Annotated in this window: 18 protein-coding genes and 4 pseudogenes; 12 read left to right on the plus strand and 10 right to left on the minus strand. The window is 66.4% G+C overall.

Translation table 11 applies throughout. The annotated features are described in order from the left end of the window. The first annotated feature begins 3 nt into the window (after positions 1–3). The 3 genes and pseudogenes from ccmD to ACX5I6_RS07375 all read left to right on the plus strand — a co-directional run bounded on the left by ccmD (position 4) and on the right by ACX5I6_RS07375 (position 2,888). The gene (ccmD, locus tag ACX5I6_RS07365; RefSeq protein ID WP_461840021.1) at positions 4–753 is read left to right on the plus strand and encodes a heme exporter protein CcmD; all 750 of its coding nucleotides are present in this window, start codon (positions 4–6) and stop codon (positions 751–753) included. A gap of 161 nt (positions 754–914) precedes the next feature. After that, positions 915–1,859: a sigma-70 family RNA polymerase sigma factor gene (locus ACX5I6_RS07370; protein WP_461840022.1), complete on the plus strand. Its 945-nt coding sequence runs from the start codon at positions 915–917 to the stop codon at positions 1,857–1,859. A 106-nt stretch (positions 1,860–1,965) separates the two neighbouring features. Beyond that, positions 1,966–2,888, plus strand: a pseudogene (locus ACX5I6_RS07375) (spermidine synthase). Position 2,889: 1 nt separating this feature from the next. On the opposite strand, the gene ACX5I6_RS07380 reads toward ACX5I6_RS07375, so the two are convergent. Beyond that, positions 2,890–3,786, minus strand: coding sequence for a LysR family transcriptional regulator (locus ACX5I6_RS07380; protein WP_461840023.1), 897 nt, complete (start codon positions 3,784–3,786; stop codon positions 2,890–2,892). A gap of 127 nt (positions 3,787–3,913) precedes the next feature. On the opposite strand from ACX5I6_RS07380, the gene ACX5I6_RS07385 reads away from it, so the two are divergent. Both ACX5I6_RS07385 and ACX5I6_RS07390 read left to right on the plus strand, forming a co-directional pair. Continuing rightward, a complete protein-coding gene (locus ACX5I6_RS07385; protein ID WP_461840024.1) occupies positions 3,914–5,293 on the plus strand; it encodes an MFS transporter in 1,380 nt (459 codons plus the stop codon). 48 nt (positions 5,294–5,341) lie between these two features. Further along, positions 5,342–6,091, plus strand: coding sequence for a 3-hydroxybutyrate dehydrogenase (locus ACX5I6_RS07390; protein WP_461840025.1), 750 nt, complete (start codon positions 5,342–5,344; stop codon positions 6,089–6,091). 9 nt (positions 6,092–6,100) lie between these two features. On the opposite strand, the gene ACX5I6_RS07395 is transcribed toward ACX5I6_RS07390, so the two are convergent. Next, on the minus strand, positions 6,101–6,364 hold the full coding sequence (locus ACX5I6_RS07395) for a hypothetical protein (RefSeq protein WP_461840026.1): 264 nt from the start codon (positions 6,362–6,364) through the stop codon (positions 6,101–6,103). Positions 6,365–6,577: 213 nt separating this feature from the next. After that, the gene (locus ACX5I6_RS07400) at positions 6,578–6,955 is read right to left on the minus strand and encodes a winged helix-turn-helix transcriptional regulator (RefSeq protein ID WP_461840027.1); all 378 of its coding nucleotides are present in this window, start codon (positions 6,953–6,955) and stop codon (positions 6,578–6,580) included. A gap of 121 nt (positions 6,956–7,076) precedes the next feature. On the opposite strand from ACX5I6_RS07400, the gene ACX5I6_RS07405 reads away from it, so the two are divergent. Continuing rightward, positions 7,077–7,940 carry an SDR family oxidoreductase gene (locus ACX5I6_RS07405; RefSeq protein WP_461840028.1) on the plus strand — a complete coding sequence of 288 codons (864 nt, stop codon included), beginning with the start codon at positions 7,077–7,079 and terminating at the stop codon, positions 7,938–7,940. A gap of 81 nt (positions 7,941–8,021) precedes the next feature. Here the strand turns inward: ACX5I6_RS07405 and ACX5I6_RS07410 are convergent, their stop codons facing one another. Beyond that, positions 8,022–9,512, minus strand: coding sequence for an amino acid permease (locus ACX5I6_RS07410; RefSeq protein ID WP_461840029.1), 1,491 nt, complete (start codon positions 9,510–9,512; stop codon positions 8,022–8,024). Positions 9,513–9,683: 171 nt separating this feature from the next. Here ACX5I6_RS07410 and ACX5I6_RS07415 point away from each other — a divergent pair. Beyond that, positions 9,684–11,164, plus strand: a pseudogene (locus ACX5I6_RS07415) (HNH endonuclease signature motif containing protein). Between the two features lie 149 nt (positions 11,165–11,313). Here the strand turns inward: ACX5I6_RS07415 and ACX5I6_RS07420 are convergent. Then, positions 11,314–11,904 (minus strand): DinB family protein, encoded by a 591-nt coding sequence (locus ACX5I6_RS07420; RefSeq protein ID WP_461840030.1) that lies wholly within the window; start codon positions 11,902–11,904, stop codon positions 11,314–11,316. Between the two features lie 173 nt (positions 11,905–12,077). On the opposite strand from ACX5I6_RS07420, the gene ACX5I6_RS07425 reads away from it, so the two are divergent. The 4 genes from ACX5I6_RS07425 to ACX5I6_RS07440 all read left to right on the plus strand — a co-directional run bounded on the left by ACX5I6_RS07425 (position 12,078) and on the right by ACX5I6_RS07440 (position 16,896). Further along, positions 12,078–12,962, plus strand: coding sequence for an IclR family transcriptional regulator (locus tag ACX5I6_RS07425; protein ID WP_461840031.1), 885 nt, complete (start codon positions 12,078–12,080; stop codon positions 12,960–12,962). 204 nt (positions 12,963–13,166) lie between these two features. Then, positions 13,167–14,885, plus strand: a complete 1,719-nt coding sequence (hutU, locus tag ACX5I6_RS07430; protein ID WP_461840032.1) for a urocanate hydratase — start codon at positions 13,167–13,169, stop codon at positions 14,883–14,885. 9 nt (positions 14,886–14,894) lie between these two features. Beyond that, positions 14,895–16,487 carry a histidine ammonia-lyase gene (hutH, locus tag ACX5I6_RS07435; RefSeq protein WP_461840033.1) on the plus strand — a complete coding sequence of 531 codons (1,593 nt, stop codon included), beginning with the start codon at positions 14,895–14,897 and terminating at the stop codon, positions 16,485–16,487. A 163-nt stretch (positions 16,488–16,650) separates the two neighbouring features. Further along, positions 16,651–16,896 carry a hypothetical protein gene (locus ACX5I6_RS07440; RefSeq protein ID WP_461840034.1) on the plus strand — a complete coding sequence of 82 codons (246 nt, stop codon included), beginning with the start codon at positions 16,651–16,653 and terminating at the stop codon, positions 16,894–16,896. Between the two features lie 160 nt (positions 16,897–17,056). Here ACX5I6_RS07440 and ACX5I6_RS07445 read toward each other — a convergent pair whose 3' ends face one another. Further along, the gene (locus ACX5I6_RS07445; RefSeq protein ID WP_285247243.1) at positions 17,057–17,317 is read right to left on the minus strand and encodes a hypothetical protein; all 261 of its coding nucleotides are present in this window, start codon (positions 17,315–17,317) and stop codon (positions 17,057–17,059) included. A gap of 208 nt (positions 17,318–17,525) precedes the next feature. Here ACX5I6_RS07445 and ACX5I6_RS07450 point away from each other — a divergent pair, with 208 nt between their 5' ends. Next, positions 17,526–18,407: a fumarylacetoacetate hydrolase family protein gene (locus ACX5I6_RS07450; protein WP_461840035.1), complete on the plus strand. Its 882-nt coding sequence runs from the start codon at positions 17,526–17,528 to the stop codon at positions 18,405–18,407. A gap of 2 nt (positions 18,408–18,409) precedes the next feature. Here the strand turns inward: ACX5I6_RS07450 and ACX5I6_RS07455 are convergent, their stop codons facing one another. The 4 genes and pseudogenes from ACX5I6_RS07455 to ACX5I6_RS07470 form a co-directional block, all read right to left on the minus strand. Further along, positions 18,410–18,805 (minus strand): universal stress protein, encoded by a 396-nt coding sequence (locus tag ACX5I6_RS07455; protein WP_461840036.1) that lies wholly within the window; start codon positions 18,803–18,805, stop codon positions 18,410–18,412. Next, positions 18,802–20,321: pseudogene (locus tag ACX5I6_RS07460) on the minus strand (tripartite tricarboxylate transporter permease). The gene ACX5I6_RS07455 and the pseudogene ACX5I6_RS07460 overlap by 4 nt, the downstream one beginning before the upstream one ends. A 69-nt stretch (positions 20,322–20,390) precedes the next feature. Continuing rightward, positions 20,391–20,894, minus strand: a complete 504-nt coding sequence (locus ACX5I6_RS07465; protein WP_307360236.1) for a tripartite tricarboxylate transporter TctB family protein — start codon at positions 20,892–20,894, stop codon at positions 20,391–20,393. Continuing rightward, positions 20,891–21,900, minus strand: a pseudogene (locus ACX5I6_RS07470) (Bug family tripartite tricarboxylate transporter substrate binding protein). The gene ACX5I6_RS07465 and the pseudogene ACX5I6_RS07470 overlap by 4 nt, the downstream one beginning before the upstream one ends. Between the last annotated feature and the right edge of the window lie 91 nt (positions 21,901–21,991).

The raw sequence follows: 21,991 nt of genomic DNA on the forward strand, positions 1-21,991 counted from the left end.
AACATGGACACAGCTCCATGGGTATGGGTAGTGGTTGCGGTTGTCGTCGTGGCCCTGATTGTGGTGCTGCTCCTCTCCGGCGGACGGCGCCGCAAGGCGATGCAGGAGAAACGGGACCAGGAGAATCGGGAAAAAGCGGCCGAGATCCGCCGCAAGGCTGAAAACATGGAACTCGACGCCCGCGAACGGGAAGCCAAGGCCATCCGTGCGCGCGCCGACGCCGAGCAGGCCCAGGTGGACGCGGCCCGGCTGCGGCAGGAAGCCGAGGAACGCAGCCGGGAAGCGCAGTCCCTCCGCAGTGACGTTGCCGGCCACGCCCGCGAGGCGGACGAGTTGGATCCCGACGTCGGCCGTGACGGCACCCGCCGCGGCGTGCACGAGACGGGCCGGGACAGGCAGGTACAGGCCGGGGCTGCCAACCATGGCGGCAATGCGGCCGACGTCGGGCATGACCCGGCCGTGCATCGCGAAACTGGGCGCCACGGTACTGTAGGCAACGACCTGCCGCAGGCCGGGGCTGGGCACCGTGACGCTGCGGGCAACGACCTGCCGCACTCTGATACTCGGCACCATGACTCTGTGGGCAGCGACGCTGCGGGCGCTGACGCGGAGTCCAGTGATGCGCGGCGCATTGACGCAGAGCGCCCTGATTCCCCAACTGTGGATCCGCGGACTGAGGCCGGTCGGCGGAACACCAACGACGACGCGGACCGCGATGTGCGCGACGTGAAGAACCCGCACGCGGGCCTCTAAGCTGGTTTGCTTCCGCTGCGGCGTGGGAACGGAAGGAGGTTCCTTCTTCCGTTCCCACGCCCGCGCGGGCGGACAAGGATTGTTTTATAAGCAGCCTTATGATTTCCTGCTTCTAAGTCTTGCCGCAGGCTTTCGGAACCAGACCGAGGGAAACAGCACCCATGCCCGAATCCTTTGCCGCCTTGGCCGCGAACACTGCCCTGTCCCATCAGCAGGCCGAAACACCTGATCCGCCATCTCCACCGGCCGCCTCGGAGCGTTCGCAGGGAGCATCCGAAAACGACATGGTTTTGAGGTACCTGGACCTCGCCGAGGCCTTGGCCGCACGGTTTGAAGCGCGCGGCAGGGAACGGGCGGACCTCAACCAGGTCGCCTACCTGGGACTGGTGAAAGCCGCCCGCGGATTCGACGAGGCCAAGGGGGAGAGTTTCCCGGCCTACGCCGCGCCCACCATCACCGGTGAACTCAAAAGGTATCTCCGCGACCGGACATGGGTGGTCCGCCCCCCACGCCAGGTCCAGGACTTGAGGACCCGCCTGTTCAGGGCGGAGCCGGAACTCACCCAGTCCTTGGGCCGGATCCCCAGTGTGGCCGAATTGGCCGGAGAGCTGGGCACGGATCCCGTGGACGTGCTGGAAGCCATGTCGGCCTCCAGCAGCATGCACCCCGACTCCCTCGACGCGGTGAGTCCCCACTCCGAGGCCCCCTCCATTGGTGAGATGCTGGCCAGTCCTGAAACGCCGCTGGAGAGGCTTGAGGAGCTCGCCGGCCTGCGCGCTGCCATGAAGGACCTGACGGAATTGGATCGGGAACTGCTGTACCGCCGCTATTTTTGCGAGGAAACGCAGGTGCAGTTGGGCAAGCGGCTCGGTATGTCCCAAATGCAGGTTTCCCGTCGCCTGGCGAGGGTGCTGACGGAATTGCAGCGCCGGCTGGAAGAAGGCGCCGGCATGGACGGTCCGGTCGGGGACCGCAAGGCGAGGACGGAACGGGAAGCGCGGACGGCCTCTTCGGCCAACCAGGTGGTTCCGTTCCGCCGGCCCAGGAAGACCGCTCTTCCAGGCGTCGCGGGCAGGGGACGCCTCGGCTGCACAGGCACCAGTTGAACGGATCCGGCGTGGCCACGCGGCAGCGTTCACGCCATGAGGCACGCTGACCGGGCGTCGACGGCTTCAACTAGGGTTGAACCATGAGGGAAAGCGGGCGCCGGTAATGGCCAAACGAGGAAAGCCGGGAGGCCGGGGCCGGTCCGCAGGCGTGGTGGAGGTGCCCAAGGGCGCCGCGCCGGACGGTCCCGTCGAAGGCGTCTACTACATCGACACCGGCGACTGCGAGCTGATCGCGGACCAGGACAACTCCACCGGATGGCTGCTGAAGATCAACGGTGTCATGAGCTCGCACATCGACCTCGCCGACCCCCTGTTCCTGGACTTTGAATATATGCGCTGGATGGCGGCGCTCATCGAGTCCCGATGGCCGCCGTCCGCCGGAGTCACCACCGTCGCCGGGACCGCCCATAAGCTCCGCGGCCTGCACCTGGGCGGGGGTGCGTGTTCCATGGCACGCTATTTCGCCGCCGCCTACCCTGATGCCCGGCAGGTGGTGGTGGAACTGGACGGCAAGCTCGCTGAATACGTGCGCGGCTGGTTCGACCTCCCGAAGGCGCCCCTGCTCCGCATCCGCGTGGGGGAGGCCCGGGCCGTGACCGAAACCCTCACGGAGCACACCAGGGACTTCATCATCCGCGATGTCTTTGCCGGGGCCTTCACCCCGCGGCCGCTCACCACCGCCGAATTCACCGCCCACGCCAAGCGGGTCCTGGCACCGGGCGGCTTGTTCGTTGCCAACTCGGGGACGCCCCGGACCTCAAGAACGCGCGGGAGGACGCCGCCACCATCGCCGCTGCCTTCAAACACACGGTGATCATCGCCGACCCCGCCATGCTGAAGGGCCGGCGCTACGGCAACATGGTGATGGCCGGCAGCGACGTCCCGTTCGGCGACGATCCCCAACTTCGGCGCCGGCTCCTTGGCGGCGCCGTCCCCGCCCATCTCTGGGACGATGCCCAGGTCCGGGCCTTCGCGGCCGGTGCGCCGGTCCGGCATGACGAGCCGGTTGAGCCAAGCATCCGGTGATCTAACCCCGGCCCAGGAGCGCGCCACGGTGCTCGGCCATCCGTTCCCGCAGGGCCTGCACGACGGCGGCCACCGCCGGGCGGCGGAGCGAGTCCGGGCGCAGGACCATCCAGTAGGGGAGCAGTTCACCGATTTCGCCAGGCAGCAACCGGACCAGGTCGTCATGGAGATCGCCCATGAAGCACGGCAGGAATCCCACCCCGGCGCCTGCCCGGGTGGCCTCCACATGGACGAACACATTGGTTGACGTCAGGCCCTCGCGCATGGCCGGCACCAGCCGCCGCGGCGCATCGAGATCGTCCACCTGGAGCATCGAATCCACGAAATAGACCAGGGGATGCTCATTGAGTTCGGCCACGGTGGCCGGAGTTCCATGCTCTGCAAGGTAGGTGCGGGAGGCATACATTCCCAGCCGGTATTCGCCCAGCCGGATGGCCTCCGCGCGGTGCACCTGCGGCTCGCCCACCACCACCTCGATGTCCAGCCCGGAGCGCTGCTGCAGTGCCCGGCGGGTCATGGTTACCACCTCCACGCTCAGGCCGGGATGGTCCCGGCGCAGCCGCGCCACGGCCGGGGCTGCGATGTAGGCGCTGAAGCCGTCGGTCGCCGTCATGCGTACGACGCCGGTAATCGGGTCGGGCGCCTGGCCCGCCGGTCCCAGCGTGCCCAGCACCTCTTCGACCTGTTCGGCCACCTGCACAGCCCGCTCGCCCAGTTCGGTGAGTTCCCAGCCGCCGGCGGCCCGGGACAGGACCCGGCCGCCAAGCGACTTCTCCAGGGCGGCGATCCTGCGCGAGACGGTGGTGTGGTTCAAGCCCAAGGCTTGGGCCGCCGTCGTGAATTTCGCAGAGCGGGACACCGCCAGGAGGACCAGCAGGTCGTCGGGATTGGCATTCATATCTGCAATTGTGCACATGCCTGGTGCCTCTTTGGGCATTGAACTGCAAAGTTTGTGCAGCAATACTCATCTGAGTCACTTGTGCTGGAGATCACAGCACGTGTCAATGTGGACACTGAGGAGAACCATGAGCGTTGAGCACAGCCAGGCAAACGAAGCCAGGTACGCACCCAAAGGAACCGGACTGAAGAAAATCGTTGCTGCCTCCATGGTGGGCACAGTGGTGGAATGGTACGAGTTTTTCTTGTACGCCACCGCCGCCACCCTGGTCTTTGGCAAGTACTTCTTCCCGTCCACCGGCAATGACCTGGACGGCATCATCCAAGCCTTCCTGACCTACGCGGTGGGCTTCATTGCCCGGCCGCTGGGTGGCATCGTCTTCGGCCAGATCGGCGACAAGCTCGGCCGCAAGCCCACGCTGCAGCTGACGATCGTCATCATCGGCGTGTCCACGTTCCTGATGGGCTGCCTCCCCGGTTTCGCCGACATCGGATACCTGGCCCCGGCCCTGCTGGTGGCGCTGCGGTTCATCCAGGGCTTCGCGCTCGGCGGTGAGTGGGGCGGCGCCGTCCTCCTCGTGGCCGAACACAGCCCGGACAAGACCCGCGCCTTCTGGTCCAGCTGGCCCCAGGCCGCCGTCCCCGTGGGCAACCTGCTGGCCACCCTGGTCCTCTACATCATGTCCACCACCCTCAGCAGCGAGGCATTCCTCGGCTGGGGTTGGCGCGTGGCCTTCTGGCTCTCCGCGGTGATCGTGTTCGTGGGCTACTACATCCGGACCAACGTCAGCGAATCACCCATCTTCCTCGAAGCCAAGGAACTGGTGGAGAAGGAACAGGCCGTCAGCTACGGAGTGTTCGAGGTTGTCCGCAAGTACCCCAAGGGCATCTTCCAGGCCATGGGCCTGCGGTTCGCCGAAAACATCATGTACTACCTGGTGGTCAGCTTCGCGATCGTCTACCTCAAGAGCGTGCACAAGTACGACACCTCATCGCTGCTGCTGGCACTGCTGATCGCGCACGTGGTCCACTTCGCGATCATCCCGCAGTACGGCCGCCTGGCGGACCGGATCGGACGCAAGCCCGTCTACCTGGCCGGCGCCATCCTCGGGGCCACCTGGCCGTTCTTCGCCTTCCCCATGTTCGACACCCGCAACGCCGTGGTCATCGTCCTCGCCGTCACCATCGGCCTGTGCCTGCACGGCCTGATGTACGCCGGACAGCCTGCCATCATGGCCGAGATGTTCCCCACCCGCATGCGGTACTCCGGTGCATCCCTCGGTTCGCAGGTAACGTCGATCTTCGCCGGCTCGCTGGCGCCGCTCCTGGCCACCCAGTGGCTGAAGGACACCGGCTCGTGGGTGCCGACGGCCATCTACCTGCTCATTGCCTGCGCCATCACCGCTGTGGCCGTGCTGAGCCTGAAGGAAACCAAGGGCATCGCCCTGGAGGACGTGGACAAGAAAGACGCCACCCGCGAAGGATTGCTCGCGGCCGGCCGCCGCTAGGCTGCTGGAGCCGCTGGACCGTTTTTGGGCGCATGAAGGAGAACTGCAATGGATAACACGTTGAATGGACGCAAGGCACTGGTCACCGGCGGTGCCAGCGGAATCGGTGCCGCCTGCGTGCGCGCACTCGCGGCCCAAGGGGCGAAAGTGGTGGTGGCCGACGTCGACTCCGCCGCCGCTGCCAAGCTCGCCGACGAGGTGGGCGGCACCGCCTGGGCCGTGGACCTCCTGGACGTGGACGCGCTGGCCACCCTCAGCCTGGATGTGGACATCCTGGTGAACAACGCGGGAATCCAACGCATCAGCCCCATCCAGGACTTTGACCCGGCGGACTTCCGCAGGATCATCAGCCTGATGCTGGAGGCGCCGTTCCTGCTGGTCCGGGCCGCCCTGCCGCACATGTACGCCAACAAGTTTGGCCGCATCATCAACGTGTCCTCGGTGCACGGTATCCGTGCTTCCCCGTTCAAGAGCGCGTACGTATCCGCCAAGCACGGCCTCGAAGGGTTGAGCAAGGTGACGGCGCTGGAGGGCGGGGAGCACGGTGTCACCTCCAACTGCGTTAACCCGGGCTACGTTCGCACGCCCCTGGTGGAGAAGCAGATCGCGGACCAGGCCCAGGTGCACGGGATCGACGAGTCTGAGGTCCTGGCCAAGGTGATGCTCACCGAATCGGCCATCAAGCGTTTAGTGGAACCGGACGAAGTGGCGTCCCTGGTGGCGTGGCTGGCCTCGGACGGTGCCGGTATGGTCACGGGGGCCAGCTACACCATGGACGGCGGCTGGTCTGCCCGGTAGGTTACCCCGTTAGTCCAGCGGTTTGACCACGCGGTGGTCGTAGAAGAAGACGCCATGGGTGGTCTTCAGCCCCACCGACCGTCGATCCTGCCATACGACGACCCCTTCGCGCCTGCCGCTGAAGGGGTCGTCGCCAATCACGGTGTCGCCCACCCGGTAGGGGCATCGTGGGCTGATGGCCCGCGTGGCCCGGTGCCATACTGTCGCCACGGCATCGCGCAGGCTGACGGGCCGGCCCATGCCGGAAAGGTCCTGTACGTAGCCCTTGGCCATGTGAGCCTCTCCTCCAGGCGGCAGCCGGCCGCCTGCTAACGGTGTTGGTCGGCGGAACGCTCCCAGCGGAGGATGGTCCTCCCGCTCCGGCCGGCACCGTACGCCTACGCTAGGCGCTATTCACATCAGCAACACCCGTAACAAGTACTTGTCTTGCGCCCGCCGAACTACTTGCCGTGGGCGCGGGCGCATCCTCCGCAGTCCGGCGGAGCATCAGCGGCTTCCTTTGATGATGTCCTCCGCGTTCTCGAAGGCCCACGCCACCAGGGGCACCAGAAGCCCGCTCAACTCGTAGCCGCGCTCGGTGAGGCTGTAGTCCACTCGGGGCGGAATGACCGGTTGGGCGTTCCTGCTGACAAGGCCGTCCCGCTCAAGGGTCTTCAGGGTCTGGGCCAGCATCTTCTCGCTGATGCCCTCGGCCCGGCGCCGCAGATCACTCCAGCGCTGCTCGCCTTCGGACAGGGCAATCAGGATCAGGACGCCCCATTTGCTGGTGATGTGGTCCAGCAGGGTCCTGCTGGGGCACCCGGCGGGGAACACGCCGTCGGCGAACGCGAGGGGCAGGGGTACGGCCTGCGGAACAGCTTCCATATCCACAAGCTTACCTAAAGGTCAGTACCTTACTTAAAAGTGCGTACTCTCTTTGAGGAAGTAATCGTGATGGCTCATGGTTGTGCCCTTCGACAGATGAAATTCTTCGAAAGGATCCATTGTGAGCATTGTTGTTACAGGCGCCACCGGACAGCTGGGCCAGCACGTCATCGAAGCCCTTCTTGAACGTGGGGTGCCGGCCACCGGAATCGTGGCCGCCGGACGTTCCGTGGAAAAACTGGCCGACTTCGCCGCGCGCGGTGTCAACGTCAAGGCCATGGACTACGCCGACGCGGCGTCAGTTGCCGCCGCGCTCAAGGGAGCAACACGGGTGCTGCTGATCTCCGGCAGCGAAGTGGGCCAGCGCGTCGAACAGCACCGCACCGTCATTGAAGCAGCACGGGCAGAGGGCGTGGAGCTGCTGGCCTACACGAGCATCGCCAATGCGGACACTACCGGCATGCTGCTGGCCGGGGAGCACAAGGCCACGGAGGCCCTCCTGCGCGAGTCCGGCATTCCCTTCGTCTTGCTCCGCAACGGCTGGTACCTGGAAAACTACACCGAGCAGTTGCCCGGTACCCTCGCCCAGGGTGCGGTCGCAGGCAGCGCCGGGGACGGAAAAGTCAGTGGCGCTGCCCGGGTGGACTACGCCCATGCCGCCGCGGCGGTCCTGGTGGCCGAGGACCAGGCCGGCAAGGTGTACGAGCTGGGCGGCGACGAAGCGTTCAGCATGGCTGACCTCGCCGCCGAGATCAGCTCCGCCACCGGCAAATCCATCACCTACAACGACCTCCCCGCCAAGGACTACGCCGGCCTGCTCACCTCCGTCGGCGTCCCGGAGGCATTCGCCGAGGTCCTTGCGGACTCGGATCTCGGCATCGCCCGCGGTGACCTCCTGGTCAGCACCGGAGACCTCCGGCGGCTCATTGGACGCCCGACGACGTCCCTCGCCCAGGCCGTCCGGACCGCCGCGGCTTCGGCGTAAGGCAGCGGAAGGCAGTACGGCAGCGGACGGCGAAAGGTGCCCGGCCCCGGCGGGGCCGGGCACCTTTCGCGTGGGCTCGTCCTACCCGCTGTTGCGGGCGGTGCCAACCACCGGCAGCTGCGACGTTTCGTCCTCAAGGTGGGCCCGGCGTCGTCCGTCACCTCTAACCCACAGCCGGTAGGCCAGGACCAGCAGGCCAAGCCAGGCGGCACCCACGTAGAGGGCCACCCGGGTGTCCTCGAAAGCGCCCAAAATGGCGATCACCAGCGCCATGAAGGCAATGGTGAGGACTGACGCGGCCGGCCACCACGGTGAGGGGAATTCCGACTCCGGCAGGCCCTTCCGGGCGATTTCCCGCTCCATTGCCACGTGGGAGGCCAGGATCATCACCCACACCCACACCGTGGCGAAGGTGGCGATCGACGCGATGACCAGGAACACGTCCTCCGGGATGACCGCGTTGAGAACCACGCCCACCAGCAGGATCCCGGCCATCATGACCACCGTCATCCAGGGGACGCCGTGGCGGGAGACTTTGCCGAATGCCGCCGGTGCGTGGCCTTGGTTGGAGAGTCCGAAGAGGATGCGGCCGGCGCCGAAGATATCGCTGTTGATGGCGGACAGTGCGGCGGTGATCACCACGGCGTTGAGGATGTGGGGCGCTGCGGGAATGCCCAGGCCGCTGAAGATCTGGACGAAGGGGCTGCCGTCTGTGCCCACCTGGTCCCACGGGAAAAGGCTCATCAGGACGCCCAGCGTCAGGACGTAGAAGAGCAGTACGCGGACCGGGACGGTGTTGACGGCCTTGGGGATGACCTTCTTGGGGTCGGCCGCTTCACCGGCGGTGATGCCAAGGGTCTCGATCCCGCCGAAGGCGAACATCACCACGGCAAAGGACGCCAGCAGGCCTTCGAAGCCGTTCGGGAACAGGCCGCCGTGGTCAACGAGGTTGCCAAGGCCCGGTGCCACGGTTGAACCGGCGGCCTGGAACCCGAAGGTGATGATCGCGGCGCCGCCTGCAATCATGGCGATGATGGCGGCGACCTTGATCAGTGAGAACCAGAATTCGAGTTCGCCGAAGACCTTGACACTGAGCAGGTTCAACGCCGCCAGGAAGCAGATGACGGCCAGGACCCAGATCCAGCGGTCCACCTGCGGGAACCAGAACCCCATGTAGATACTGAAGGCAGTGACGTCGGCGATGGCCACGATGGCCATCTCGAACACGTACGTCCAGCCGGTCACGAAGCCGGCCAGGGGGCCAAGGTACCGGCCGGCGTATTGGCTGAAGGAACCGGACACCGGGTGCCTCACCGCCATCTCGCCGAGGGCGCGCATTACCATGAACACCGCGGCGCCGCCGATGATGTAGGCGAGCAGGACGGCTGGTCCGGCTTTCTGGATGGCGGAAGCGGAGCCGTAGAAGAGGCCTGTGCCGATCGCCGATCCCAGGGCCATGAAGCGGATGTGCCGCACGTTCAGGCCGCGGTTGAGGACGCGACCGACGGCGTCAGCCGGCTTGTGCGTTTCCGCCGCGGTTTCGGTCCGGGTTGGGGTTGGAGCTGGTTGCATGCGAATACCTTCTCGTCATTGGGAGGGGAGCCGCTAACCAGCAGACCATTTTCGCAGGCATCGTGATGAGGCTCACGGCTGGTTGCTGTCTTCGGTTCCAGACTGTGCGGGAGGTGATCAGTCGAAACCTGGCCGGGTTTGAATGTCGTACCCCCTTGCCATAGTTGGGTCATGGGGAAAGCGGCGGCGGTGAGGGCATTCGAGGAGATCAGGGCTGCCCTTGCCGCGCTGGACACCGAGGTGGACAGAGCTGGACGCGGATCGGTTGCCGCCACGAAGGAGTGTGCTGACCCGTTGGCCACCTTAGTTGATGGGTGCCTCGACATCCTGGCGGGCGTCAGGGCCGTGGAGGCCATGATCGCAGGGCTGAAAGCGAAGGCCGCGGTCGCTTATGCGGAAAGTGCTTCTGCTGTTGCGGGGCCCGACGTGCCGGTGCAGGCCCATGAGATGGCGGTCGCGGCGGAAGTTGGCTGCGTCCTGGCGGTTGGACCGAGGGCGGCATCGACATTCCTGGCTACCTCGCACGCCGTTGTTACCTCGTTGCCGCGGACCCTTGCGGGGCTGCAGGCAGGGACCCTGTCCTGGGGCCACGCGGTGGTGATGGCGGATGAGACGGCGAGCCTGGATGTAAACGGGGCTGCGGCGTTGGAGGCGCATTTCCTGGACCCGGATGCCCCCGATCCGGCGCGGGGCTGTCCCCCGGGGAGATGCCGGCGCACCGGTTCAGGGTGAAGGCCCGCACGTGGCGGGAGCGTCACCATGCCGGGAGTATCGAAGCCCGTCACTCCAAGGGAGTGGCAGAACGGCGGGTGGAGTACAGGCCGGACCGGGACGGCATGGCCTGGCTGTCCGCATACCTGCCCGCCGGCCAAGCCTCGGCAGTCTGGGACCGGCTCACCTCCGAGGCTCGCAGCATGCAGGGTACTGAGGAAGGTCGCACGCTATCCCAGTTGCGGGCTGACAACTACGCCTCGTCGCTGCTGGCTACCTTCCCCGCAGGCAGCCGGGGATGCCAGGCCGCTGAGCGCCCTTTCTCCGGAATCCGCGCTCAGGTGCTGGTCACTGTCCCGGTGTTCTCGCTGATGGGCTTCACCGATGAACCGGCGGTCCTGGACGGGTACGGTCCCATTCCACCGTTGATGGCACGGGCCCTGGTGGCCGAGGGGGCGGGGTCGTTCTACCGGGTGCTGGTGGATCCGAGGGACGGTGCACCGCTGGAAATCGGGCGGACCAGCTATCGGCTGACCAAGGCCATGCGGGCTTGGCTGCGGATGCGGGACGGAAAATGCCCGTTTCCCGGGTGCAGCAACCATTCCCTCGACAACGACGCCGACCATCTCCTCAGCTGGGCCAAGGGCGGTGCCACCGGGATCAGCAACCTCGGTCAGCCCTGCCCCAAACACCACAGGCTCCGGCATACCACGGCCTGGAAACCCACGACTGCCGGCAAAAACAAACCACCCGGCTGGATTTCACCCTCCGGTCGCCGCTACAGCAGCGAGCACCAGGACTGGGAACCACCCCACTGGCCAACCCATTGTCCGCCCTCACAGGGAACGTCGTTGGCGCGGGCGGGAACCATCGATATAGTGCGCCACCACGGATCTCCCTGGGAAAACGCGTTGTCCCGCTACCTCGAGGCTCCACCCTGACCAGGCTGGAACCTGCCCCGTGCCTTCAGGACTTGCCTCCTCCGAGATCAGCGCGCTCCTCCGTGACCGCAGATTCGGGACCCGTTGCGGTCAGACCCTGCACTTTTCGGGCGCTTCCTCTTTAATACCCTGGGCGCTTCACGCTGGCATCAATTCCGCCAGGTACCGGCTGCGTCCCGCGCTGCATCTTCGATTTCGGCGCGGTGCGCCGCCCACTCTTCCGCTGTCCTGGACGTCAGGTTCGGGTCCCCTGGACGCTGGCCGACGGTCGCGTCAATCAGTTCACGGAGTATGTCCGCGTGGCCCAGATGGTGGGCACGTTCAGCAACCATATGGACGAGAATCTGCTGCAGCGTAACCTGGCGGCGCTCCTCCGGCCACCACGGCACGGAGCCTGGAGCGTCGAGCGGCAGAGCCTCGATGGTCGCGTCGCTGTGCGTTCCTGCGAAGCGGTGGAGTTCGACGATGTCTTCGAATGACTCGTCAGCCGTTACCCACATGTCTGCGTCCGGGCGGCCGCCGTCCTCGAGCCACGGCAGGTGGCGCCCACTGGGCCGGCCGAAGACCACGCCGAAGTAGTCCAACTCCACGCTGGCAACGTGTTTGACCAGTCCCAACAGGTTGGTGCCCGTTGGCGTGAGGGGCCGGCGCATGTCGTAATCGCTCAGTCCGTCCAGCTTGCCCAACAGGTTGTCCCGCCGGATCCGGAGGTACGTGTGCAGGGTTTCTTTCCCGTCCATGGTCCGGACTCTACCGAAACGTGGATGATTCGGCACCGCAAGCTGCGCTGGGCAGGCCAGCGTCTGGTATACCGGACACATTGAATTGCGGCGGTGCCGTAAGCGGAAAGGGCAGCCGTCACACTGAAGTACGGGATACCGGACAGAGCTAGCCAGAAAGACCATTTGAGCCCATGAGCACTGCACTAAGCGCCGCATCACGGGGCGCCGAAAGACCGGGCGCCGAAAGACCGGGCGCCGAAACACGAGCCGAAGCCCACGCGCCCAGCGCTGCGGTCAAAGCATCCTCAAAAGTCCCTGCTGCGGAAAATACCCTCCGCATCCTCAAGTTGCTGGCCTCTCGGCGCGGGCCAATGGCGGCCTCCCAGATCGCCTCCAGCCTGAGCCTTCCCCGGTCCAGTGTTTACCACTTGCTGGGCGTCATGGAGGCGAACGGCTTCGTCCTCCATTTGCATGAGGAGCAACGCTACGGGCTGGGCATCAGCGCCTTCGAACTCAGTTCCGCCTATTCACGGCAGGAACCTTTGTCGCGGCTGGGCCGCCCCCTCCTCGCGAGCCTCGTGGATGCCATCGGTGAGAGCGCCCACCTGGCAGTGCTGCACGGCCGCGATGTCCTGTACATCGTGGAGGAACGGGCCAAGAACCGTCCGTCGCTGGTGACCGACGTCGGCGTCCGCCTTCCCAGCCACCTCACCGCCAGCGGACGCGCCATCCTTGCCGCGCTGCCCAAGTCGCAGGTGCGTGCCCTCTACCCGAACGCCGCCGCCTTCACCGCCCGGCATGAGGTGGAGGGCGCCATCATGAAATATTCCGCGTTGTCCTCGCACCTGGACCAGGTCCGCCAGCGGGGGTACGCCACCGAACACGGCGAGGTTACGCCTGGCTTCGGTTCCATTGCCGCTGCCGTGACCGACCACCTGGGATGGCCAACTGCCGCCGTGGCAGTCACCTTCCTCGAGGACAAGCTGCCCGCGGCGGAATGGCCCGTCCTTGCGGCGCGCGTCCAGAAGGTGGCCGATGAACTCTCGCTCCGCCTCCACGGCCGGCCCGGAAAATAGCGCCTCCCGCAGGGTTTGCCCTGCCAACCTTTGCCTTCATCCAGGCCGCTGGAGAACCTGGGCAAGCGAGCCGGAATCGAGCGGCAGCCATGTCTGGAATACCGGACAGCGCCCCGTCAAAACCCCTGTGAAGCCCGTGCGCCAAGGGCTTTAGTTGATACAGAACTTCTTTCCTCCAACAGACACCACCCGAAGGAGCCCATCATGGCACCCGCCGATTTCACCACCGGTGCCCGCCCGGTCAAAGCAGCCCGCGGCACCGAGCTCACTGCAAAGTCATGGCAGACCGAAGCGCCGCTGCGCATGCTCATGAACAACCTGGACCCCGAGGTCGCCGAGCGCCCGGATGACCTGGTGGTCTACGGCGGCACCGGCCGCGCCGTCAGGTCCTGGGCCGCATTCGACGCCATCACCCGCACGCTGGAAACGATGGAAAAGGACGAGACCCTCCTGGTCCAGTCCGGCAAGCCGGTGGGCGTCTTCCGCACCAACGAATGGGCCCCGCGCGTGCTGCTGGCCAACTCCAACCTCGTCGGCGACTGGGCCAACTGGCCCGAGTTCCGCCGGCTTGAGGCCGAGGGCCTGATGATGTACGGCCAGATGACCGCCGGGTCCTGGATCTACATCGGCACCCAAGGCATCCTGCAGGGCACTTTCGAAACCTTCGCTGCAATCGCCCGCAAACTTACCGGGGACCAGAACGGCACACTCGCCGGAACCCTGACCCTCACCGGCGGCTGCGGCGGCATGGGCGGCGCGCAGCCGCTCGCCGTCACCCTGAATGACGGCGCCTGCCTGATCGTCGACGTCGACGAGACGCGCCTCCGCCGCCGTGCCGGCAAGCGCTACCTCGACGAGGTCGAAACCGACCTCGACACCGCCATCGCCAAGGTCCTCAAGGCCAAGGAGGAGCGTCGCGGCTGGTCCGTAGGCTATGTGGGCAACGCCGCCGAGGTCTTCCCCGAGATCCTCCGCCGGCACAACGCCGGCGAGTTCACCGTCGACATCGTCACGGACCAGACCTCCGCGCACGACCCCCTGAGCTACCTGCCCGAGGGCATCACGGTCGAGGAATGGCACCGTGAGGCTGAAGCGGACCCGGAAGGCTTCACCAAGAAAGCCCAGGCCTCAATGGCCCGCCACGTCCAGGCCATGGTCGAGTTCCAGGACGCCGGCGCCGAGGTCTTCGACTACGGCAACTCCATCCGCGACGAAGCCCGCAAGGGCGGCTACACCCGGGCCTTCGAGTTCCCCGGCTTCGTCCCGGCCTACATCCGGCCGCTGTTCTGCGAGGGCCTGGGCCCGTTCCGCTGGGTGGCCCTCTCCGGCGACCCTGAGGACATCCGCGTCACGGACGAGGCCATCAAGGAACTCTTCCCCGAGAACAAGCACCTGCACCGCTGGATCGACGCCGCCCAGGAGCGGGTGGAATTCGAAGGCCTGCCCGCCCGCATATGCTGGCTCGGCTACGGCGAACGCGCCAAGGCCGGCCTGCTGTTCAACCAGCTGGTCAAGGAGGGTAAGGTCAAGGCTCCTATTGTGATCGGCCGCGACCACCTGGACTCCGGCTCCGTTGCCTCCCCGTACCGCGAGACCGAGGCCATGGCTGACGGCTCGGACGCGATCGCCGACTGGCCGCTGCTGAACGCGCTGCTCAACACCGCCTCCGGCGCCACCTGGGTCTCCCTCCATCACGGCGGCGGCGTGGGCATCGGCCGCTCCATCCACGCCGGGCAGGTGTCGGTCGCTGACGGCACCGACCTCGCAGCCGAAAAGCTCGAGCGCCTCCTCACCAACGACCCCGGCATGGGCGTCATCCGCCACGCCGACGCCGGCTACGAACGAGCCCTTGACGTCGCCAAGGAACGCGGCGTCCGGATCCCCATGCAGGAGTTCGCCGACTCCGCAGAAGCAATGAACTAGGAACATCCGATGACTCTCACAACCCACTCACCGCTCACCGTCACGCTTGGGTCCGTCGGCGTCACGCCCGAGGACGTCGTCGCCGTCGCACGCCACGACGCGCAGGTGACCATCGCCCAGGAAGCCCTGGACGCCGTGGCCAAGGTCCGCGCCCACATCGACAGCCTCGCGTCCAGCGACATCCCGGCTTACGGGATCTCCACAGGCTTTGGTGCCCTGGCCAACCGCCACATCCCCAATGACCTGCGCACCCAACTGCAGAAGTCGCTGATCCGCAGCCACGCCGCCGGCATGGGTCCGGCCGTGGAACGCGAAGTGGTCCGCGGCATCATGTTCCTGCGCGCCAAGACCCTCGCCTCCGGCCGAACCGGCGTCCGCCCCGTGGTGCTGCAGACCATGGTGGACGTGCTGAACGCCGGAATCACGCCGGTGGTCCGCGAGTTCGGCTCGCTGGGCTGCTCCGGCGACCTCGCGCCGCTCTCGCACTGCGCCCTGGTGCTGATGGGTGAAGGCGAAGCGGAAGGGCCCGACGGCGTCACTTACGGCGGGCGCGGAGAGCGGACTGTTGCCGAGCTGCTTGCAGACCACGGCATCGAGCCGGTCACCCTGGCCGAGAAGGAAGGGCTGGCGCTGGTCAACGGCACCGAGGGCATGCTGGGCATGCTCCTGATGGCCATTGCCGACCTCCGCCAGTTGCTGGCGACGGCGGACATTACCGCCGCGCTCAGTGTCGAGGCGCTGCTGGGCACCGACCAGGTATTCGTTCCCGAACTGCACGCCGCGCTGCGCCCGCATCCCGGCCAGGCAGCCAGTGCCGACAACATGCTGCGCGTGCTCTCGGATTCGCCGATTGTCGCGTCCCACAAGGTGGGGGACTCCCGGGTCCAGGATGCGTACTCGCTGCGCTGCGCCCCGCAGGTTGCCGGTGCCGTCCGTGACACCGTGGACCATGCGGAACTCGTGGCAACCCGCGAACTGGCCGCGGCCATCGACAACCCGGTGGTCCTGCCCGACGGGCGCGTGAGCTCAAACGGCAACTTCCACGGCGCCCCGGTGGCGTACGTCCTGGACTACCTTGCCATCGCGGTCGCGGACCTCAGCTCCATCGCCGAACGCCGGACCGACCGGATGCTTGATCCCGCCCGTTCGCACGGCCTCCCCGCCTTCCTGGCCTCCGATCCCGGCGTGGACTCGGGCCTGATGATTGCCCAGTACACCCAGGCAGGCCTCGTATCCGACAACAAGCGGCTGGCCGTGCCGGCGTCGGTGGATTCCATTCCGAGCTCCGCCATGCAGGAGGACCACGTCTCCATGGGCTGGCACGCGGCGCGGAAGCTGCGCAAGGCGGTGGAGAACCTCCGGCGGGTCCTGGCCATCGAGCTGGTCACGTCTGCGCGGGCCTTGGATATCCGCACGCAGCTTTCCGGTGGGGAGCTCACTCCGGGCCCGGCGGGCACCGCCGTCGTGGCTGCCCTTCGCGCCGTGGTGGAGGGACCGGGGACGGACCGTTTCCTGTCTCCGGAACTGGAAGCGGCGGACCGGCTGGTTGCTTCCGGGGAGGTGCGACGCGCGGCCGAATCCGCCGTCGGCTTCCTGGCCTGAAAACCGAAGGATCTTCAGTACCTGCTGCGCTCCGGTCCGAAGTGTGGAATATCCGGCGACACTGCCAATGGCGGAGTCCGGAGTGTAGTAGAACTGATGGTGTAGTGAAAGTCACATCAACGAAGCTGTGGCAGCAGAACAATACAAAGGGGTAGAAGTTCAAATGAAAGCACGTGGGGCAGTCCTGTCCAGGCGCAACGCCCATTCCGCCGCGGTATCCAACTGGAAGGCCCTCAAGGCCGGGGACCGCGTCGAAATCATCAAGCATGCGCATGTGGTGGCAGCCGGGGAAGTGGAAGAGGTGTCGCAGAGCGGCAACGTCCTCTGGCTGGTGCCGGCCGGACCGTCAGACCTGTCGGAAAAGCAGCTTCTCCTTAAGTCCGACGGCGTCCAGGTCCGCCTCGCCTGAAGGCAGCACCCGCTAGACAAGAGAATCCCCGCAGCGCGTTACGGCACTGCGGGGATTCTTTCTTTGGCTCTCAGCGTTCGTCCGGTGGCCCGGGGGCTGCCCTGAACAGCGAGCCAGTCGGCCGGCAACTCAGGCCGCCGTCCGGGGCGCAGCCGGCAACTCAGGCCGCGAAGGATTCGTAGGTCTCGCCAAAGGGTACGGATTCGTCCAGGGCAACCGTGTAGCGCCCCGGGTGCAGCCTGGTCACCAGGATGCCGCAGGCGGCGTCCTTCGCTGCCACCTCAATCAGCTCGGCTACTGCCTCTTCCAGTCCGGAGTGAACCTCGCTGGCGCTGGAGAACTCGAGGCTGATGGACCGGAGCTCCGGGCCTTCGGCGGTTTTGGCAGCGGCGGGGACGCGCTCCAAAGTGCTTGTGATCATGTACTGAACTTTCTGTGTTTCGTGCCGGGTGGCTCCGCTATTCTATCGATCAGTATCCATATATGTCAGATGACTGCCCTCCCATAGCCTGTGAGAGGCGGTCACAAAGCGTTTGTTCGCGGCGCCGGACGGAATCAACGACCATGGAAGCGGGCACTGCCGGGGCCCCATCCAGCAGTCCCGCCCCCACACCTTGAGGAGATTCGGTATGAAGATCATGCGCCTGGGCAACAGCGGCAGCGAACAGCCCGCAGTGTTCGTTCCCTCAGCGGACGGCGCCGGCCGGTACTTCAGCCTGCTGCCGCTGACTGACGATGTCGACGGCGGTTTCCTCGCCGCTGGGGGCCTGGACAAGGTCCGGAAAGCCCTGGCGGCAGGTGACCTGCCGGTCCTCGAAGACGCGGACGGGCTGCGGGTCGGACCGCCCGTGGCGAGACCCGGCGCCGTGGTGGGAATCGGGATGAACTATGCCGCCCACGCAGCCGAATCGGGGGCCGAGCCGCCCACGATTCCGGTGGTCTTCCTCAAGCCAAGCAATACGGTCACCGGCCCGTTCGACCCGGCCCCGCTCCCTCCGCATTCCCAAAAGTACGACTGGGAGGTGGAACTGGGCATTGTGATCGGCCGGGAGGCCTGCTACCTGGGCTCCCCGGAAGAAGCAACCGCGTGTATCGCAGGCTACGTCACGGCCAACGACCTCTCGGAACGCGAATACCAGTTGCCGGGGGCCGCGGGCCAATGGACCAAAGGCAAGTCGCTGCCCGGGTCAACCCCGCTTGGCCCGTGGCTGGTTCCGGCGAAAGACATTGACGGCGGCAACCTCCCGCTGCGCAGCTGGGTCAACGGGGAACCACGCCAGGACTCCTCGACCTCGGAGCTCATCTTTGACGCAGCCACCCTGGTCCACCACTGCAGCCAGTACATGCGGTTGGAAGCGGGCGACGTGATCCTCACCGGAACCCCGGAGGGCGTGGCTCTGAGCGGCCGTTTCCCGTACCTCCAACCGGGCGACGTGGTGGAGGTCGAAGTGGCAGGCCTGGGCCGCCAGCGCCAGGAGTTGTTCAGGGCGCCGGCGGCCGCTACGGCCTAGGGTTACTGGCCGGCTTTTACAGCCAGCACCGGGCAGTCCGCCTCCAGCAGGATGCGTTGGGATGTGCTGCCCATGATCAGCTTGCCAACCGGGGTGCGGCGGCGGAGGCCGATCACGATCAGGTTGGCCTTGTGTTCCTCGGCAGCGTCCAGTACCTCGGCGGCAGCGTCATGGCCCCGGACTGGGCGCTTGATCAGGTACTCGATGCCCTCGCCGGCCAGCCGCTGCTCGATGTCCTGGATCTCGCCTTCCTGCGCAAACCGGCTGTCCACTGCCGCTTCACCCTTGGAGGAGTTGATCAGCACCAGGGTGCTGCTGGCTTTTCGGGCCTCGGTGATGGCCTGCGTCAGGGCAGCTTCGCCCTCCGGGGTCGGGACGTATCCCACAACGACGGTCATGATCGCTCCTTTTGGTCGGGACTGAAGGCGTCCTGCTTCGAGTGGACCGCATCAAGGGGTTCCGAGGCAAGGGGTGCGGCCCCGCCTGCTGAAGCGGGAACCGGACGGTTGCGGCGGAACACCCTGTAGGCGAAAGGCCAGAGCAGGATGATGCCGATAATCACGTAGATACCGACGGCGATCGGCTCGCTGAGGAGACCCGCGGGGTCGCCCGCACTCAGTTGCAGGGTCTTGCGGAGCTGCCCTTCAATACGCGGTCCCAGGATCACGCCGAGGATCAGCGGCAGCACGGGCAGGCCGAATCGCCGCATCATGAAACCGAGTGCGCCCAGGACCAGCAGGATCACCAGGTCGAATGCCTGCAGGTTCACCGAATAGGCGCCCAGGGTGGCGAAGAACAGGATGCCGGCGTACAAGTACGGCCGGGGAGCTGCAGCAGCTTGGCCCAGAGCGGCGCCAGCGGCAGGTTGATCAGCAGGAGCAGGGTGTTGCCGATGAACAGGCTCGCGATCAGCGCCCACACCAGCGGCCCTTCGCTTTCGAAGAGCTGCGGTCCAGGCTGGATGCCGTAACTGGTGAAGGCGGCCAGCATGACGGCTGCGGTGGCATTCGTCGGCAGGCCCAAGGCCAGCATCGGCGTCAGCGTGCCGGCCGCAGCCGCATTGTTGGCCGCTTCCGGACCGGCTACGCCCTCGATGGCGCCCTTGCCGAACTCCTCCGGGTGCTTGGTGAGGCGCTTCTCGGTGACGTAAGAGAGGAAAGTGGGGATTTCAGCGCCGCCGGCAGGCAGGGCGCCGAACGGGAACCCGAACACCGTGCCCCGGAGCCAGGGCTTCCAGGACCGCTGCCAGTCCTTCTTGCCCATCCACGGCTGGCCCACGGGAATGATGTGCATCGGGGTCCGGCGAAGGTGCGCGGCAACCCAGAGGGCCTCGCCCACGGCGAAGATGGCTACGGCCACCACCACGATGTCCAGGCCGTCCGCCAGGAGCGGCTGGCCAAACGTCAGGCGGCGCTGGCCGGTCACCGAGTCCATGCCCACCAGGCCGATGGCCAGGCCCAGGCCCAGGGACGCGAAACCGCGCAACCGTGAGGAGCCCAGCACCGCGGTCACGGCCAGCAGGGCCAGGACCATGATGGCGAAGTAGCTGGGAGCGCCAAGGCTGACGGCGAACTTCACCACGATCGGCGCGCAGACCGCCAGCAATGCGGTGCCAATGGTGCCGGCAACGAAGGAGCCGATGGCCGCCGTCGCCAGCGCCTGCGCCGCCCTGCCCGCCTTGGCCATCTTGTTGCCCTCGATGGCGGTGACCACGGAGGACGATTCGCCGGGGGTATTGAGGAGGATCGAGGTGGTGGAGCCGCCGTACATGCCGCCGTAGTAGATGCCGGCGAACATGATGAAGGCGCTGGTGGGCTCCAGGGCGTAGGTGACGGGGAGCAGCAGGGCAACGGTCATGGCCGGGCCCAGGCCGGGAAGGACACCGACGGCGGTTCCCAGGATCACGCCGATCACGGCGTACAGGAAGTTCATGGGGGTGAGGGCGGTGGCGAAACCGTCCATCAGGGAGGACCAGACGTCCATTTACAGGATTCCTTCCAGGAGGCCGGCCGGCAGTGCAATGCCCAGGCCGAGGTAGAAGCCGTAGAAGGTCAGCAGGGACAAGGCAACGGAGATCAGCCCGTCCCGGACGTAGCGGCGGCTGCCGAGGGCCAGGACGCTGCCCCAGAACAGGACCGTTCCGGAGATCACCCATCCGGCCCAGTCGATGAGCAGGATGTTCAGGATGAAGGCTCCTGCCAGCGGGAGGACGGTCTTCCAGTCGGCGGGGTGGGTGAGGTCGACGTCTTCGCCGGCTTCCGCCTCGCCCTTGCCGCCGCGCAGGACGTTGAGTGCCAGCAGCACGGCGCAGACCACCAGCATTCCGGCCACGATGAACGGAACCGTCTTGGGCCCTACCGGATCGGATTTCGAATACGGGGTTGCCAGGCCGTTGGCGTCCAGAAAGACCAGGAAGCCGGCCGCCCCGAGCAGGAGGGCAACTCCCAGCTCGGAGCGGCCTTTGAGGCCTGTTGCCAGGGACGTCACGCCAGCCCGAGCTTGGTGAGGACGTTGGCTACGCGCTTGTCCTGCTCGGTGAGGAAGGTGGTGAACTGGTCGCCGGTGATGAAGGCATCGGTCCAGCTGTGAGTCTTCAGCGCTTCCTTCCAGCCGTCGGTGCCGTGCATCTTCTCCAGGGCCGCGATCAGGGCGGCCTTGTCCTTGTCGCTGATGCCCGGAGGGGCCACCACGCCGCGCCAGTTGGTGAACACCAGGTCGATGTTGGACTCCTTCAGCGTGGGTGAGTCCACACCGTCCAGGCGCTTCTCACCGCTGGTGGCCAGGACGCGGACCTCGCCGGATTCGATCTGCTTGAGGTACTCGCCGGCACCGGAGGCAGCGAAACCGAGCTTGTTGCCGAGGATTGCGGGCAAAAGGTCGCCGCCGCCGTCGTACGCCACGTAGTTGACCTTGGTGGCGTCGATGCCCACGGCGCCGGCCAGCTGCATCGGCAGGAGGTGGTCCGGGCCGCCGGGGAGGACCCGCCGCCAACGGCGATGGAGCCGGGATCGGCTTTCCAGGCCTTCACCAGGTCGTCGATGGTCTTGAAGGGCGAATTCTTGCCCACCATGATGGCGCCCGGTTCTTCGATCAGCCGGGCCAGCGGGGTGGTGTCGGTCAGCTTCGACTCGGACTTGTTGGTGTAGCTGGCGCCCACCACACCCAGGCCCATGAGCATGGCGAGGTCGCCGTTGCCCTTCTCGTTGACGATGCGGGCCAGTCCCACGGTGCCGCCGGCACCGGCAAGGTTGAACACTTCGGTGTTTGTGGAGATCTTTGCGTCGTCGAGCACCTTCGCTGCGGCGCGTGCGGTGGTGTCGTAGCCGCCGCCCGGGGTGTTGGGGACCATGATCTGCAGGCCGGTGATGGGACCGGCGGCGGCGCCGGAACTTTCCGTGCCGGTGGAGCTCTTGCTGGTGGCACCGCAACCGGTGGCCATCAGGGCGATGCCGGCGGCAATGGCGGCGACTCGCAATGCGCGGATCTGGCGCATGTATTCCTCTTCTCATCAAAATCTGATCAGCATCGGCTGACTGGTGGTTCCGATGCTAGGGGCGGCAGTGACGGCGATCACTCTTGTGTAC

It is taken from the genome of Arthrobacter sp. MMS24-T111 (assembly GCF_054888995.1).